The sequence below is a fragment of the Aliivibrio sp. EL58 genome, from assembly GCF_900312675.1.
In the GTDB taxonomy this organism is placed as follows: domain Bacteria; phylum Pseudomonadota; class Gammaproteobacteria; order Enterobacterales; family Vibrionaceae; genus Aliivibrio.
Genome location: NZ_OMPC01000001.1, coordinates 638,806 through 656,296, shown reverse-complemented (window position 1 = coordinate 656,296; position 17,491 = coordinate 638,806). Strand labels below are relative to the sequence as shown.

Genomic DNA, 17,491 nt, shown 5'->3' with positions numbered 1-17,491 from the left:
CCCCCTTAATGAAATTATACTTTCAATAAAGTAAAACGAACTTGAGAACCATCTTGTTGTATCGCCTGCATTTGAATATCTATATTTTCATTGAAGTACTCTGCGCACCCTTGGATTAGGCCAAAACAAACATTAGAAAAACAACGTGCCGAAATATAGTCCATCACCATTTCAGATTCAGTATTCGAAATAAAAATAAACTCTGGAGGGCTAGCTTCTGCAGACAATTTTTTAACTTCAAGATGAATATAACTTTCTACCTGCTTAATAAAATCAAAGGTATTCGACGATTTTCCTTCTAAACTTGGCATACTTTTGTAGAGAGTAAGAAAGACAGATTTTCCATACACCTGTTGTAAATCTTCAATGCTGATATTCGTTAATTTACTTAACGAGATAATCAGCTTCACTAAGTCTTTATGATCATAAGTGCCCACAGAGGTATAAGCACCTTCATCATTACTATCGTCCAGCATTTTCTGACAAACTTCTAAACCAAAAGTATCTTCAACTAACTCTAAAAACTCTGAAAAAATAATCCCTTTCATATTTCATCCTATTTCTCGATAACATCTCTCTAAGTGTAGGAAGTAATAACTAGATAAGGTAGGTTTTATCTTTATCATCTATACTCGGATGAATAAAAATATGAAGGAAGTCTATATGTATCAAGAAATAATTAAATTTTGGTTTGAAGAATTAGAGCCTAAAGATTGGTTTGTCAGTAGTGATGACGTTGATAACAACATAAAACTTCGCTTTCTTTCAGTACTTGAACAAGCCTCACAAGCAGAGCTATTTACATGGCGTGCAGAGCCATTGGGACGTTTAGCTGAAATTATTGTATTAGACCAATTCTCTCGTAACGTCTATCGCAACACTCCAAAAGCCTTTGCACAAGATGCCCTTGCCTTAGCTCTGGCCCAAGAAGCCATCTCACTTAAGGCTGACCAATCTTTATCAGAAGAGCAACGTAGCTTTCTATATATGCCTTTTATGCACAGTGAATCTCAGCTAATTCATGAAGAAGCCCTAACATTATTTAAATCATTAGGCCGCGAAGGCAACTACGAATTTGAAGTAAAACATAAAATCATCATTGATAAGTTTGGTCGTTATCCACACCGAAATACCATTTTAAATAGAGAAAGTACACCTGAAGAGATTGAATTTTTAACTCAACCAGGATCTTCTTTTTAAAATAGAATTATCTCCCATTAAACTAACAAACAGATAGCGATACTGTTTGATATCAGATATTGATACCGCTAAGATACGGCATCAATATCTGAGGATGCAGCATGAGTGATAAGGTTTATTCTCAATTAATGGGAATCGTTACTAGGGTTCAAAACTACCCAGGGTTAGATGGACTGGAACAGATTAAGTCCAAGGTGGATCTTATCTGCCAAGAAAATAATTACCCTTGCCCTAAATCTATTGAACTCTTTCTCAACGCCTATACATTTGATCGAGAAGATAAACTTAAATCGGCAGTTGTTGCTTATAACCTCTGTTTATCATCTTTAATTGATGATGAACTGCCACTTCGTATTTATATAAATGCATTATTAGCATCCATTTATATTGACGCTGAAAACTACACAACCGCTTATATTCTGTATAAAGAAGTTTTAGAAAACATACATCTACTTGATGATAATATTCGTTCTCTGATTTACTGTAATATCAGCGATATGTATTTATGTTTAGATCAATATGAACAAGCTATTGAGTATGCAAAACAAGGTGTCACTGCCGCTAAAAATTCAAATAATTTACAGAACAAAGCCATCTCACTACTTAATATTGGTTATGCCTACGGGCACTTATCGCAGTTTAAAAAAGCCATAAGCATTATCCATAGAGCAAAAAATATCGCCAAAAAGAACCATTCTAGTCGTATTATGGCTCTTTCTTATGGTTATTTAGCTCAGATATTGGCTAAACAACCTAATGCCTCACAAGAGCTTGTCATTGAGTATTTTAAAAAAGCAGAAGCTCTCTACACTGATATTCACGATAAGCATAACCAATTAGAAAACTGTATCTTTTTCGCTCAATACTTAGAAAGCATTAACCACAACGATGATGCTTTATTACTGTGTAAACAAATAGAAAAGAAACTACAATCCGCTAATAATTATGGGTTTTATAGTGTATATGCCAATGTGCAAGCAAACCTGATTGAAAAACAACAACAGTGGCCTCAATTAATTGCCCATCAAAAACTGCATATCCAAAAAGCAGAAAAGACATTAGACGCATTAAAACAACAGCAAAATAAAGCGCTCATAAAAAATGTAGATGTGATTGAAGACAACCAGCAACAGCAAGTATTAAGCGACATGCAAGAGCACATGGGAGCGATTACCGAAATTGGTCAATATATAGCAACAACACCAGATTTAACTGCATCACTTACAGAAATATTGGCTAAAATAAACACTATCTTACCAACTTTCGAGTTCGGTATTGCCTTATATGATAAAGAAACTCATGATCTTGATTATCGCTATTTTGTTGATACAAATGGCCTAGTACCTCTTCTAACAATTAACTGTCAACAGCATAAAACCGTTGGTACTTACGTTATTAAAAATCGTGCTACTGTACATCTAAATACCGTGACAGATGATGCTCTCGCTCCCTTTGTTGATAACGAACAGCGTAAAAAAAATGACATGGTTGTGCGTAAAAATAGCCCTGCGGTGCATTCTATTATTCTGACGCCTATTATTTTAAAAGACGACGTACTTGGTTTGTTATCTGTTCAACATCATAATGCAAATCAATACCATGAACACCATCGTCATCTGATAGAGCATTTAGCCAGTTTTATCGCGGTATCATTAGAAAATCAAAAACAAAGACAACGATTAGAAGATGCCAATAAAGCATTAGAGCAACTCTCTACAACAGAGCCATTAACGGGGTTATACAACCGTTATCAACTAGATAAAATTACACCAAAATTAGTCGATCAAGCACTAAAAGAAAACACCAATATTGCTGTTTTGATGTTGGATTTAGATGACTATAAAACCTATAACGATACGTATGGCCATATTGCAGGTGATAATATCCTTAAAGTTATCAGTCAATTAATGAAAAATGCATTCAGCGACAGTAATGATTATTTATTCCGTTATGGGGGTGATGAGTTTTTGATCATCTCTTTCGATCAGACCTCAGATGCAGTAGAAACAAAAATACGCAGCTTACGAGATTCTTTACATCAAGCTAATGTACAGAACCCAAAGTCACGCTATTCTGATCGCTTAAGTTTATCGATTGGCGGTATTAATGCACAATTAAACCAAGCCTCATCAATTGAAAGCTTTAGCCAACTTAGCCAGATTGCCGATAAACAACTCTATAAAGTAAAAAAAGCGGGACGTAATAATTACTTATTGATCTAATATGATAAATACTTCTGTTTCAACATTTATCAAAATAAAGACACCATATTTGTCTTCTACGTTATACACTAGTCTTCATAATTATTAATAATAGTAACGATAGATAGAGCCTCTTTTTATGAAGCCAGTACTTCCATTATTTTCATTACTGACTCTTCTTGGTGGTTGCCAATTAGATAGTAATGTAGAGCAAAATACAGTCCAGTGTAGTAATAATGAATTCTTATTATCATTGCCAAAGGATATTCCAGATTACCGTCATGCTATGGCTGAATTTTCTCAAATAGGAGGAGAGAGCCCACTTAACTCAATGACATTTGTGAGCCAGTGTATCCATAAAACCTCTTTTAAAGAACTTGCTGAACGAAGTGCAAAAGAAATCTTACTACCGAACTATAAAAGTGCAGGTCAAGTCACCCACTTTAGAATTAAAAACAACGTTGCTTATGTTGAACTTGCTGCTCATACTGACCATTGGGCAGGCTCTTCTGCTGCACTAGCCGCTGTCGATCCTATAATTAAACGTAATCTATTTTTAAATAGCAAAGTTGAAGATGTCATTGTTGGTGAAATTACAGACTAACAACGTTATTTATTCTTAATCTAAATCAATATATGCATAAAAATCATAGACTCACTGAAAAATAGTCATTTGCTTCATAGTCCCCCTTTCCCTACTATGCGCGCTCTTATTTTTAACCCTAAGAGCGCAGCATGTTTTCACAATCCATTTTCGCTCAATTGGTCAGAATGAATGTGTTATTAGTTTTATCCCTTATTGCCGTTCATAACTCACCTGCTTTGTTGAATTTATTAGCTCAACAAGCAGTAAATAGTGGGTGTCATCAGCAAACAGGTCAAGACGATAACCACCACCATTCTCATCACCACCATTAAGAGCACATTATGAGTATTTTTCGCTTTCCACCACTAGTATGGCTTGGGATCGGGATTTTAATTATCAGTCTAGGGATCAGACAATCATTCGGCATTTTTATGATGCCAATTTCAGACCATTTCCAAACTGGACGTGAATTTTTTAGCTTTGCTATTGCACTACAAAACCTATTATTTGGTATTTTCCAGCCATTTGTTGGCATGGCATCAGATAAGTGGGGCTCTAAGCGCATTATCATGTTAGGCGCTGTCGCTTATGCTTTAGGGCTTGCTCTCACATCGGTGGCGACTGAGCCAAGCATGTTGTATTTATCTCTTGGCGCGCTAGTTGGCTTTGGTTTAAGTGCCACCAGTTATGTAATTATTTTAGGGGCCGTCGCTAAAGTCGTTCCTGCTGAACACGCAGCAAAAGCGTTTGGCTTAACAACGGCTGCTGGCTCTTTTGGTATGTTTGCGGTCATTCCTGGCGCTCAAACCTTAATGCATAATTTTAACTGGCAGTTTGCATTACAAATATTCGCTATGCTATGTACGCTTATTATTACCTTTGCTCTGTTTATGAAAACAGCAAATCCATCAGAAAAACAAACAGAAGAAGAAAATACACAAACATTAACTGAAGCGCTAAAAGAAGCATTTGCTAACAAAAGTTACTGGTTAATCCACGCAGGCTTTTTTGTATGTGGTTTTCACGTGATGTTCATTGCTACGCATCTACCTAGTTACTTAGCCGATAAAGATCTCCCTGCTTCAAGTGCGGCAATGGCATTGGCTTATGTCGGTATTTTTAATATCTTCGGTTCATACTTCTGGGGTGTGATGGGCGATAAGTACAGTAAGCGACACGTAATGTCTGCACTGTATTTTGTTCGTACTATTGTGATTGGTGCATTTGTAACGCTACCAGTTACTGAACACACAGCGGCTATTTTTGGTGGTGCAATTGGTTTCTGTTGGTTAGGGACAGTGCCATTAACCTCTGGTTTGGTTCGTCAGATCTTCGGCGCTCGTTATTTATCAACTCTGTATGGTTTAGTTTTCTTTACTCATCAGGTTGGTAGCTTTTTAGGCGCTTGGGCTGGCGGTCGTATTTATGATTACTATGGCTCATACGAACCAATTTGGTGGTCTACGGTTGTTCTTGCTTTCTGTGCAGCATTAATTCACTTACCAATTAATGATAAGCCAATACAAAGGCTGAAATTACAAACCGCATAAATACGTTTTTAGACAACACTAACAATAAAGCCGATACTACCCATGTGGGTATATGTATCGGCTTTTTGTTGCCTGTTAGACTGATCTATTAATACAGGCTTTCAAACTCTGGAATCGCTGACTTTCCTCTTAATAAAAGAAAGTTAAGAAAGCGAGGCGTCGACGTTGTAATGATTTTGTCTTCCGTAATCTCGTATTTTTCGAGCAATGTTATCGCAAGATCTAACCGTGCTATTTCCTCACAAAAATGAGCATCAGAGCCTGTTGTAAAATACACACCAATCTCTTTGCCTATTTCTACAATTTTATCGCAACGAACATCACTTCCTTTACGGCTTTTCCCTGTTAGCGACGTATTATTTACCTCTATCGCAACATTATACTCTTTTGCACACTGTAGCACTCGTTCAATATCAAATGGATAATTAGGGTTTCCTGTATGACCAAGCACATCAATACGCCCACTTTTAATCACATTAATCAAAGCAGCCGTATGTTCAGCTTCACTCGCTGGAGCAAATACAGGCTCATGAAAGCTAGCAATAACCCAATCGAGGTGTTGATCTGACGAGAGTGGGAGGTCTATTTCACCTTTCACATTTAATATATTCGCCTCAACACCACGAAGAATACCGACGTGATGAAGAAAGCGGGGCAAAATTCTCTGATTATTGAAATACCAGTAATGGGGGGCACCCGGCATTTCTGGGGCATGATCAGTGGTGCAAAGAAGTTTTAGCCCCTTGTTCTGCGCAGAGTGTGCATTTTCAATGATCGTACTATAAGCATGACCACTCGCAAGAGTATGGGTATGAGTGTCTACAACGATATTCATGATGCTCTCCTACTGAATTTCAAACGATCCATTTTGATGCATATACAAATTTAAATTCGCTTTAACTGAATGCGTTAATACTTTCTCTACATTTACCGCGTCTGAATCCTCGTAAAAAGCTAAAGCCTCTTCTTCTGATACTCCACCTCGTATTTTGCGATTAACTAACCTGTCCTTTAAGAAATTCGGATCAGTATCAATAAACACAGTAAAGTCAGCAAGCTTATGTAAATCACACCAAACGGGCTCATTGAGCAATAACCAATTGCCCTCTACCACCACAATATTCTGTTCAACTTGAATCGCATCATCAACCGGATCATGCAAGTTACGATCATAATATGGCCACTTTGGCGATTGAGTTTTTAACCTTTTCAACTTACTGATCAAGTCGGTTAAGTTAAAGGTTTCAAATCCACCTTTAATACTTCTTAATGAAACCGTTTCACCATTTCGTTGTGCGGTATTGCTTTCTAAGATTTCATTGGTGTAATGAAAGCCATCAAAAGGCAACACTTGTAATGGTTCTACATTTGGAAGTTGATGAGATAAGTGCTCCCAGAATGCAGCTAACGTTGACTTACCACTACCCGGAGGCGCACAGAGAAAAATAATGACTCGCTCTTCTTGCTCTTGGTACAAACGGGTAAATTTTTCGACTAACGGTTTATGAATCTTAGTAATGTCTTTATCTGGGAAAAATGCTTTTGTATCAAAACCACTAACGTTTAAATTCACTTTCATTACGAAACCTTATTGAGTGATTTCCTCTTCAATTTTTTCTAATAACATTTCACAAGAAAGCTTGAGAACGGTTTTTATTAGAGATTCATATCTCATTTGAGAAAAGACTTCAAAAGAAGAAAACTTTAACTGATTGATTGACTCAAGATAAAAGCTGTCTTGCTGTGTTGATAATACCGCTTGATTACTAATGAAGTCATAAATCATATCATCACCAAATGATACGTGATTAGGCTGACTCTGTGCATACTCTAAAACTTGTGCATACAAGCCTATGTCTGCATAAGTTTGTATTGAGATTTTTCCCATCGCCAAGACTAATTTAGATACCACATCAGTTGTCACAAGCGGACCATCTTCTTTTAAAAGTGGCTCGACCGCATGCTCCCTAACCAATTCATCTTGAACAAAGACTTTAGGGAGTAATGCTTTTAATTTGAGATTAACTAATTGATTAGACAGCACAAGAAAAGAGGTCGCATCCTCACAATCATCTAGTGCTTCTAACAATTCAACTTTTTGTGACAAGGCTTAAACCTCTCTGTATGTGGTAACCCCTAGAGGCTACCACATAAAGTTAATAGAATTAAACGCTTAAGCTCACGTCGTAGAACTCTAGTAATGCTTTTTCTGCATGTTGATCCCACACATAATTATTCTTCGCTAAAATCACATCCAACTCAGCAAAAAATGAGTCTTGATCTGCAAGTGAAGCAAAATTATCAATGGCTGTTAGTGGTAAATCAATATGTGGATAAATCAGCTTTTTACCACCTGGAATATCCAACTGATTTAAAATGGTATGGGGCGTAGCTTGTAAGCCTCCAACATGAGTAATCATGAACGAAGGGTTAATATTACCTTTAGCTGATAATTCTAAAGACTCCACCATATCACCTGTAGAACCGCCTGATGTTCCCACAATATGCGTTGATTCATAGTGCACGTTATAGAAATTAAATGGCACTTTAAACTCTTTATCCGTAGGTCCTGCAAAGAAATTTAAACAACCATCGTTACCTAAAAGGGCATCGGCTTGCTCTAACACTTGTGCAACCGCAGCATATACCATTACATCATCATACCCTTGATCATCGTTCAGGGATTTAAGATAAGTAACCGGATCTTCCATCTCTATCGTGTTGACATAAACCAGTTCAATACCTTGTGCTTTTGCTGCACTAACAGGGATCAAACTTTCAGCACGGGATAAGCGATCTTCATCAATATCCGTAACCACAATTCGTCTTGGTTTTACTGACCCATTAATCGCATAATCAATCGCACCTATCCCCATAGGCCCCGCACAAGCAAGTAACGCCAGCGTTCCCCCTTCCTTGATACCCATATGATGCTCATACACAAACTGCGTGGTGTGATAACTTGCATGGAAAGCACCAATAATGCATGACATTGGCTCAGCCAAAGAAGCATCGGCGTAATATGAACCGTCATAAGGCAATACACAGCCTAAATCGATAGCAATTTTAGGAATGATAGAATACGTTGCATTTCCACCAAAAGTTTCATAACTATAACCCGCAGAATAACCTGTTGGTAAACCCATTGCTGGTTGAAGTACAAAAGAATCACCCGCTTTAAATTGATCTTTTAAATTATCACCAACTTCAACAATTATTCCTGCATATTCATGACCTGTGATAACAGGAACTTCATCAATATTTTCTGGTACTCGCTTATGTTGACTACCAAGTAATGCCGCTTTATATGTTGATAAACATACGCTGTTTGAAATATTTTTGACCAGTAATTCGTCGGCAGAAATTGACGGTAATTCAAATGTTCTTAATTGGATGTCTTTCTCACCACAAATAACCGCAGCTGTTGTTTGTACCATAATTTTTTCTCCTACTTGGGAGATATACGATCCCCCAGAAATAAATATCGTTAGGCCTGTTGGGTCTCAATAGTACTGAGTAACTCATTAAGCGCAGGGTCATTAAGGAAGTTAGTAATTGTAATTACAGGTAAGCCCGTCGCTTTAATTGCACGTTCTTCTAGGCTTTCATGGGTCACCACAACATCCGCATCACTTGGTACTTTTTCTATCGCGAAGTTTTTAACCTCTACGTCATAACCTGCTTTAATCAGTTTTCGCTTAAAGGTTGACGCTCCCATTGCACTTGAACCCATTCCTGCGTCACAAGCAAAAGCGACAAATTTAATTGGTAGCGCATCCGTTTTTTCTACTGATGCTTGAGGCTGTGCTTTACCTTCAGCTTTCATTTCTTTCATATCGATAACAGATTGTTCAAACTCTTCTTCTAATTGTTCTTTCTTACTCACTTTAAGAATTGCGCTTGCTACAAGGAAAGAAACAACTGTGGCACTTGCAACACCCGCAAGCATAGCCATGAAGCTGCCTTTTGGTGTTAAAGCTAAATAAGAGAAAATAGAGCCCGGACTAGGACCAGCAACTAAACCAGCATCAAGTAGGTTGAATGTTGCAATACCTGTTGCCGCACCTGCAATCATGGCAACAATCATTACTGGCTTCATAAGAACGTATGGGAAATACAATTCATGAATACCGCCAAAGAAGTGAATGATAATGGCACTTGGTGCAGATCGTTTACTTAACCCTTGACCAAATTTCGCATAAGCCAGCAACATACCTAGACCCGGCCCTGGGTTAGATGCCACCATGAAAAAGATGGATTTACCAGTTTCAGCGGCCGCTTGTAAGCCAAGTGGGTAATAAATACCTTGATCGATAGCGTTGTTTAAAAAGAGAACTTTTGCAGGCTCATTAATTACCGCAAGTAAAGGAAGAAAACCTGTTGCTACTAATGCTTCGATACCTGATTTTACAAACAAGTTAGCGGCAGTGACCGCTGGGCCAACAATTTCATACGCAATCAAACAGCAGATCATACCGATAATGCCAAGCGAGAAATTATTCACTACCATCTCAAAACCTGATGGAATTTTATGTTCAACTCGTTTATCAAACTGAACAATCGCCCACGCACTCACAGGCCCCATGATCATTGCACCAACGAACATAGGAATATCAGCACCCACGATGACACCCATTGTACCGATAGCACCAGCAACAGCACCACGCTTATCACCGACTAGCTGACCACCGGTATAGCCGATAAGTAGTGGCAATAAATAAGTAATCATAGGTCCAACAATTTCACCAAACTGTTCATTTGGCATCCAACCCGTTGGAATAAATAACGCAGTAATAAAGCCCCATGCAATAAAGGCCCCTATATTTGGCAGTACCATCGCGGTCAAATGACCCCCGAAGGCCTGTACTTTTGCTCTAGCGTTCATGAGATATCCTTTCTTAATATGCTTTAATAATATCGAGCACTTCTTTTTTTGAAGTAGCTGCGGTTAATTTGGCAATGTTCTCTTCATCTACTAGCATTTCACTCAATGCTTGAATAACTTCAATATGGGTATCTGAATCTTTTGCGGCTAAGGTAAGTAATATATTGGCAGGACCAAGATCTGAGCCAAATTCAATGCCTGATGGGAATATATGAATACCTAATCCTGTTTTTAATACTCCAGTTTCAGGACGAGCATGAGGCATGGCAATACCTGGACAAAGTACGTAATATGGACCATTATCATATGTGGATTGAATAATGGCATCAGCATAACTTGCCGTAACGTATCCTTTTTGTTCTAAATAACGTGTTGTGGTTTTTACTGCGTCTTCCCACGCATCAATATTATGATTAACAACATCAATTAAATCATGATCAATTAAATCGTATAGCATGAGCAAGCCTTCTTCTTGGTTTGTATTTGATGTTGTTATTATCAATATAAATGAGGTATTTCAGCAATAGACTGAATATTGTGAAATAAGCCACACTTTTCATTCAGTCAAGCTAATATAAAGAACCACTACCTCAAATATAGAAAGTAATATAAGAACAAATTTTGTTTTAACTACATAGCAATAGAGAAAGTAAGACAAGGAACACGTTTCAGTAATTTTCTTTTAAATTTTAAATTAAGACATTAATCACACTTAGGTGATTGACACTTCAAAATATGTGATAAATAACTTCTTTTATTTCTGCTAAATACGAATTCCCTTTCATATCTTAAGTGATCGAAATCACCATTCTTCTTTTACTAGCCAATAATGTTATTTTCTTACCTAAGCATTCGGCATCACAATACTGCAATGAGATGAAATAAATTACACGAATATAGAGTTAAGTCGTAAATATGTTTCCTAGTGTTATCTTAAATCTAAGAATTGAATCAAAATATACAAAATAGGTATTTACTTAGTACCGTTCATTCATTCTCCATATGTAGTGTGTTAGATATTATGTTAATTCGTCCTAGAGCATCACTCCTATATGCTGTATGTGTCTTTATGTCTTTTCCCGCAATTGCAAACATAGAGCAAGAGTTTGATGAGCTTGATGCACTGTTAAATATGCCTCTCGATTCATTGGCTGAAACAAAAGTCGTTACTGCAACCAAAACCTCCTTAAGCTTATCGGATGTTCCAGCTTCTGTGCATGTTATTACCTCAAAAGAAATTGAACGCTCTAGTGCACGCTCGATTGCTGATGTCCTTATTCTTGCTCCGGGCCTTCATGTCGCTAAATTTTCAGATTATGACTGGACAGTCTCTGCTCGTAGTAAAAACCAAGGAGAAAACAATACATTACTAGTAATGATTGACGGAAGAAGTGCCATTAATCCGATGTACTCTGGTGTAAATTGGGATACTTTGCCCGTAAGCCTAGATAATATTGACCGTATTGAAGTGGTATTAGGTTCAGTCGGTACCCTCTGGGGAGGAAACGCGGTTAACGGCGTAATAAACATCATCACTAAAGATGCAGAAGACGCTCCAAAAGCACAAGTGAGTGCCGCTGCCGGTAATTATGATTATAAAGAGTTTAAAGCTCATCATAGTGGTCAACTCAATGAATATACCCATTTGTCTGGTTATATAGAGTCATTACAACATTCACCATTTACTGATGAAGACCCTCACTTTGAAGAGCTTCGCCATTTAAAAGTATTAACCGAACGTTTTGGTATGCGAGCTGATTATCAAAACCAACAAAATACCGTTTCAATGCAATTTGGTGGGAGCAGCTCTCGTGAAGACTACCAATGGTTGCAATACACACCCGCCTTTTTAGACCCAGCATCACATCAAAATGATTACGACGCTTTCTTTACAGAAATGAACTCTCAAGAACTGTTTGCTGGCTTTCAATATTTGCACGAAAAGTTGGATGGCGACCAATGGGAAAATCAAGTTTGGTTAACTCATAGTGAATCAGACGGTACCAATGAACCCGCCAGTTTTACTCGTTTGGATCTCGATAGTCGCTATACCTTTAATACTCAAGAATGGGGCATTTTAACTCTAGGTATTAACGCTCGAATTATTGATGAAGAATACGCTACCTTCTCTCAAGAAGAGCAATATTTTTCACCTTATGTACGCACAATCGAAGATCATGAGTTCTTAAACCAAAGTTATGGTATCTACACAAACTGGAGCATTAACGTAACTGACAGTACAGAAGTTACTCTTGGTAATCGCATTCAATATGCAAACATTACTGAAGAGTGGTATTCACAACCACAAGTGCGTGCACTGCAAAAATTAACGGATAATCAACGTCTATGGATGGGTTGGGGTCGCGCAGTGATTACGCCTTCTCGCTTAGAGTTAGATACTCAGTTTCAAGAAAACAGTTATTGCAGTAGCTGTGCTTATACCATCAACCCTGATGGCAGTTTGAATTACTATGACTACATGATGTCATATCACTACCTTGGTAATCGCGATCTAAAACTAGAATCTATCGACACTTATGAGCTAGGTTATCGCTATTGGCAAGATAACCAGTTTCAGTTAAGTGTGAGCCTCTTCTACAGCCAACATGACAATGTTCGTGCTTATAAAGGATTAGGAGGTAATCGATACTTTACTCCCGACAGCTCAGAGCACTCTAGTGGCACCATCATTGATGATATGTTTGCTCAGCTTATCGACCCTCTATCTCAAGAAACTTTGGGTGGCGAAATCAGTGCTCAGTGGAAACCTACTGATGTACTGCAAGTTAATGCTAATTACAGCTACAAAACCATTAAAGGGGGTTGTACTGGGTCTATTTGTGGCTCAAATGAATTACCTATTTTAGATCTAGAAAATACCCCAAACCATTACGCTACTTTGCATATTATGTGGGATATCCATCCAACCGTTTGGGTATCATCTGTTGTTAACTATACTTCAGCATCAGAACCTGATGACGCGCTCATTGCTGCCTATAAAGACTATGGTGATGATTACTTAGTGTGGCCAGAGATAATCACTCTTGATATGTCGGTTAACTGGCAGCACAAACCGACATGGCCAAGCATAAAAGTGAGCGCAGAAAACCTAGGTAACGATCAACTAAAAGAATATCCTGAACAATTTGGCTCCTTTGCTAATGGTACCCAATACTACGCTGAAATCAGCTGGAACTTCATATAGCTATGCTAAATACAAAAGTACAGGCAAGTTCAGTGACCTCTTTTTTTTACAGCTTACGTTGTAAAATCATGGGCTGCCTGTTTCTTTTACTTATCGGGTTTCCTCTAAAAGCAAATGATAACAACATTCAAGATCACAACCTAAAAGCGGTCTATCTTTTTCGTTTTGCCTTTTTAACCACTTGGGGTGAGTTTGCTCCAACCAATAAGCAATTCAATTTTTGCTCTGACAAAGAGCTAGACACTAGCCATTCACTACAAGCCCTTATTAAGAAAAGACCTTCACAAGCGGTATTTACCCCTTACACATCAATAAAAGAATTAGAGCAAGAAAACTGTCATATCATTTATCTTTCAACTCAAAATTCTAATGTCATTCAGCAATTAAAAACGACGCAACCACACGCACTGCTCATCGGTGACGGAAAGCCATTTGTGCAATCTGGCGGGATGATTGCATTTATTAAAGTAAACAACAGAATTAAACCTTTGATCAGTTTAAATAATATTAAGCCAACTGGGCTATCAATTCGTTCACAGCTGCTTTCAGTGTCAGAAATAGCAATCAATAAGGAGTCATTATGATTCATCATTGGTTTAGTGCATTACCCTTGCGTAAAAAAGTCATTTACCCAATTTGGACGCTATTAACACTTAGTAGCCTTATTCTTGGGGCCAGTGTTTCCCATTTTGTTGGGGTTACTCATAGCACGAATTTGTATACGAGAACGTCCATTCTTGCCCAAGGGATCGCGAGCAATCTACCTGGTGCTTTAATTTTTAATGATAAAGAAACGGGGTTAGACCAAATGAACGCCCTCTCTTTTGACCCCGAAATCATTGCTGCTCACGTTGAACATATAAATAATGAACCTTTTGCAAAACTGGATAATTTACCAGAAAGCTGTCAGTGGAAAGGTAAAGCCATTCATTGCTCTGACTCTGTTTTCTTTGCTGTGACCCATCCAATTACACTAGATAATGAACATCTTGGAAATCTAACGGTATGGGCATCCAAAGATAATATGTTTAAACAGCGTAATCAGATCATCGTTATTTTCTTAGTTACTTCAATAATGCTGTCTATCTTAGCACTCTTTTTTGCCCATGGATTACACAAATTAATTGCCATGCCTTTATTGTCTTTGTTTCATTCAATGCAGAGTGTTATTAAGAAAGGCGTAACCACTAGACGTCTTGATGTTTTACACCCTGATGAACTCGGTATGGTGACTCACTGTTTTAATGAAATGCTCGATAATCTTAGTCATCGAGACGACTTATTAACTCAAGCATTCCAAAAACTAGAGGATCGAAATCACTATATTAACCAAGTTCTTGATTCTATTGAGCAAGGTTTATTAGTCATTTTGCCAAGTCAAGAAATTACCTATTTCAACCCTGCTGCCTGTTTACTTTTTCCTGATATTAAAAGCCAAGGTAATAATATCAATGGAAATTTCACCCCTAATGGCATGCTATATGAATTTGAACCAAACGCACGCATCACAGAATTACTCGATCATATTGAGCACCATAAACGCTTACTCCCAGTTATCATTCGCCATCAAATTACTGGTGTACGCTATCAAATTTCGTCATACCCAATTTCAGGTGAACAAAGCTCGTTATTGCATATTGAAGACATCACTACACGCTATGCAGCAGAGCAACGTCAACGATTAGCTGAGACCATTTTTGATCAGAACCCAAGCTCTGTCGTGGTTCTTTTACGAGATATGACAGTTGAAACTAAGAATACCTCCTTTATTCACAATTTTGGTGACATTAATGATTTAAATCAACTAATTATTCGTAATCCTCTTGAGTTTTCTTATCGCATATTAAAGCAATTACTCACTCGTGGTTCTTTTCAAATCAAAGCAGATGTGTCTAGTTGTGGAGAGTGGCTGCCTTGCTTAATTACCATTAAAATCATTAAAAATAGTGAAAACAAAATAGAGTCTTTTGTTGTCTCCATTAGTGATAAAACACAAGATGTAAAATTAAAGCAATTAAAGTTTGAAGCGAATCATGACGCATTAACGCATTTAGCCAATAGACAGAAGGCTTACAGAAGCTTACTTAAATACCACCAAAACAATACATCGGTTTATATTTTATTTCTTGATTTAGATGGTTTTAAAGCCGTGAATGATACTTATGGTCACCAGTGTGGTGATGACCTACTTAAGATAATTGCACAACGGTTGAAAAATTGTGTATTAAAAGAAGATTTAGTCGCTCGTTTAGCTGGAGATGAATTTTTATTAGCATTTACTTTAAAAAATGATGAAGAGAAAACTCATAACCATATACATACCGTTCTAAATCGAATTTTAGATACGATTAATCAACCAATTATTATTAATCATTGTGAGCCGATGATCTCAGCAAGTATTGGTGTGTATTATTGGAAAGCAGATGAAGACTTAAGTGTCGAAGCCGCACTCAACAAGGCAGATAAAGCAATGTATTGCGCAAAAGTATCAGGAAAAAATCGATACCATATCGCTTAATGGTATCGATATAATTTATTCTTTAATCACTCTCTCTTTTAAGCATAGAGGGAGTGAAATCGCAACATGTCGTGCCTTCGTCTTTTTTAGCTTCGTACATGGCAATGTCGGCATACTTAATCAACTCCTCCCCCTGTTGAGCGTGATCGGGATAAATCGCCACCCCAATACTTAGCGATACATCCATCGGTTCCGTACCTATCATCATAGGAACACTAAATTGCGCTAACAACTTTGAAGATAATCTTTTGATACCTGAGTTTTGAGTGATTTCTTGACCAATGATCAAAAACTCATCTCCCCCTAAACGATAAATATTATCTCTTTTGCGCACTGTTTTAGTTAATAATTGCGATGTTTTAACCAAAACTTCATCACCAACATCATGACCTAGCGTGTCGTTAATTTCTTTAAACTTATTTAAATCAATAAAATACACTGCAACTTTAGAGTGTGAACGTTTAGCATGTTGAAGCGCATACTCAAGATCATCATTCACCATGCTGCGGTTTTTAAGGCCAGTCAATTCATCGTGGTGTGCTTTATAAGTCAGAGTTTCTGTTTTCTCATGAACAATTTCATTCATGGTAAAGAATGCAGATAAAAGATTGCCCATCTCATTTTTTTCAACAATGTCAGAAATATCTAATTTTTCACCTTGTTGCATTTTTTTAGTACTAGAGAGTAATAGATGAAGTGGGTCGAACAGATTTCGCTTCATAAAGAAGATCGTTGCAATGGCTAAAAAGACGAGAAAAACCATTTGCAGTTTGATGAAGGTCACTAGCTGGCTACGGTTCTCTTTATAATCACCCTTACGCTTTTCTAATAATAACAACTCAATATTTATGAATTGAGTTAAGTCTTTTCTTAAGTCATCCATATACACTTTACCTTTGTCTTCTTTAACAATGGCTAACGCTTCAGTCTGTTGATTATTTTGAGCTAATTCAATGGTTGATCTTAATTCATCAAATTTCAATTGCATTACACCGGAAAGATGATCAAGGGCTTTTTGCTGTTCTTTATTATCACTAGTTAGCTGATATAAACGGTCTAAAACATTTTTAGCTTCTGATTTCCCAACATAATATGGCTTAAGGTAACTGAGATTATGAGTTAATAAAAATCCTCTTTGGCCCGTCTCGGCATCTTTAAGACTACTTAATAGTTTTTCTGAACTTGTTATCACATTATTGGTATGAATAACCCACTCAAGCTTTTCATCGCTATAAGCTTCTAACTTAAAGGTCAACATCGAACTTGCAATAGATACAGAGAACAATACCAACAAATATAACGCTAATTTTAATCGAACACTCATATCATCCATGACCTTACTACTA

General features: G+C 37.4%; 16 protein-coding genes. 8 read left to right on the top strand and 8 right to left on the bottom strand.

The window, feature by feature from the left end:
- Positions 1-14 precede the first annotated feature (14 nt).
- Positions 15-548 (bottom strand): heme NO-binding domain-containing protein, encoded by a 534-nt coding sequence (locus ED622_RS02790; protein WP_122032436.1) that lies wholly within the window; start codon positions 546-548, stop codon positions 15-17.
- A 115-nt stretch (positions 549-663) separates the two neighbouring features.
- On the opposite strand from ED622_RS02790, the gene ED622_RS02785 reads away from it, so the two are divergent.
- The 5 genes from ED622_RS02785 (at position 664) to ED622_RS02765 (ending at position 5,537) form a co-directional block, all read left to right on the top strand.
- On the top strand, positions 664-1,200 hold the full coding sequence (locus tag ED622_RS02785; protein WP_122032435.1) for a DUF924 family protein: 537 nt from the start codon (positions 664-666) through the stop codon (positions 1,198-1,200).
- A 101-nt stretch (positions 1,201-1,301) separates the two neighbouring features.
- Positions 1,302-3,422, top strand: coding sequence for a diguanylate cyclase (locus ED622_RS02780; RefSeq protein WP_122032434.1), 2,121 nt, complete (start codon positions 1,302-1,304; stop codon positions 3,420-3,422).
- 118 nt (positions 3,423-3,540) lie between these two features.
- Positions 3,541-4,005, top strand: a complete 465-nt coding sequence (locus ED622_RS02775; protein ID WP_122032433.1) for a hypothetical protein — start codon at positions 3,541-3,543, stop codon at positions 4,003-4,005.
- A 131-nt stretch (positions 4,006-4,136) separates the two neighbouring features.
- Positions 4,137-4,319 (top strand): hypothetical protein, encoded by a 183-nt coding sequence (locus ED622_RS02770; protein WP_122032432.1) that lies wholly within the window; start codon positions 4,137-4,139, stop codon positions 4,317-4,319.
- Positions 4,320-4,328: 9 nt separating this feature from the next.
- Positions 4,329-5,537 carry an MFS transporter gene (locus tag ED622_RS02765; RefSeq protein WP_122032431.1) on the top strand — a complete coding sequence of 403 codons (1,209 nt, stop codon included), beginning with the start codon at positions 4,329-4,331 and terminating at the stop codon, positions 5,535-5,537.
- A gap of 88 nt (positions 5,538-5,625) precedes the next feature.
- On the opposite strand, the gene ED622_RS02760 is transcribed toward ED622_RS02765, so the two are convergent.
- The 6 genes from ED622_RS02760 to ED622_RS02735 are packed head-to-tail and all read right to left on the bottom strand — an operon-like array spanning position 5,626 to position 10,879.
- Positions 5,626-6,372 carry a phosphatase gene (locus tag ED622_RS02760; protein WP_122032430.1) on the bottom strand — a complete coding sequence of 249 codons (747 nt, stop codon included), beginning with the start codon at positions 6,370-6,372 and terminating at the stop codon, positions 5,626-5,628.
- Positions 6,373-6,381: 9 nt separating this feature from the next.
- Positions 6,382-7,116: a nucleoside/nucleotide kinase family protein gene (locus ED622_RS02755; RefSeq protein WP_122032429.1), complete on the bottom strand. Its 735-nt coding sequence runs from the start codon at positions 7,114-7,116 to the stop codon at positions 6,382-6,384.
- A 9-nt stretch (positions 7,117-7,125) separates the two neighbouring features.
- Positions 7,126-7,644: an MltR family transcriptional regulator gene (locus tag ED622_RS02750; RefSeq protein WP_122032428.1), complete on the bottom strand. Its 519-nt coding sequence runs from the start codon at positions 7,642-7,644 to the stop codon at positions 7,126-7,128.
- A 58-nt stretch (positions 7,645-7,702) separates the two neighbouring features.
- Complete coding sequence (locus ED622_RS02745; protein WP_122032427.1) at positions 7,703-8,974, bottom strand: zinc-binding dehydrogenase; 1,272 nt, start codon at positions 8,972-8,974, stop codon at positions 7,703-7,705.
- Positions 8,975-9,024: 50 nt separating this feature from the next.
- On the bottom strand, positions 9,025-10,422 hold the full coding sequence (locus ED622_RS02740; protein ID WP_122032426.1) for a PTS mannitol transporter subunit IICB: 1,398 nt from the start codon (positions 10,420-10,422) through the stop codon (positions 9,025-9,027).
- A gap of 13 nt (positions 10,423-10,435) precedes the next feature.
- Positions 10,436-10,879: a PTS sugar transporter subunit IIA gene (locus ED622_RS02735; protein WP_122032425.1), complete on the bottom strand. Its 444-nt coding sequence runs from the start codon at positions 10,877-10,879 to the stop codon at positions 10,436-10,438.
- A gap of 564 nt (positions 10,880-11,443) precedes the next feature.
- On the opposite strand from ED622_RS02735, the gene ED622_RS02730 reads away from it, so the two are divergent.
- From ED622_RS02730 to ED622_RS02720, 3 genes are read left to right on the top strand one after another with little or no spacing between them, the layout of a single operon-like run.
- Positions 11,444-13,627 carry a TonB-dependent receptor plug domain-containing protein gene (locus ED622_RS02730; protein WP_122032424.1) on the top strand — a complete coding sequence of 728 codons (2,184 nt, stop codon included), beginning with the start codon at positions 11,444-11,446 and terminating at the stop codon, positions 13,625-13,627.
- A 2-nt stretch (positions 13,628-13,629) separates the two neighbouring features.
- On the top strand, positions 13,630-14,211 hold the full coding sequence (locus ED622_RS02725; protein ID WP_122032423.1) for a YfiR family protein: 582 nt from the start codon (positions 13,630-13,632) through the stop codon (positions 14,209-14,211).
- Positions 14,208-16,145, top strand: a complete 1,938-nt coding sequence (locus ED622_RS02720; protein WP_122032422.1) for a diguanylate cyclase domain-containing protein — start codon at positions 14,208-14,210, stop codon at positions 16,143-16,145. The genes ED622_RS02725 and ED622_RS02720 overlap by 4 nt, the downstream gene beginning before the upstream one ends.
- Positions 16,146-16,167: 22 nt before the next feature.
- On the opposite strand, the gene ED622_RS02715 is transcribed toward ED622_RS02720, so the two are convergent.
- On the bottom strand, positions 16,168-17,469 hold the full coding sequence (locus ED622_RS02715; RefSeq protein ID WP_122032830.1) for a diguanylate cyclase domain-containing protein: 1,302 nt from the start codon (positions 17,467-17,469) through the stop codon (positions 16,168-16,170).
- Positions 17,470-17,491: the final 22 nt, after the last annotated feature.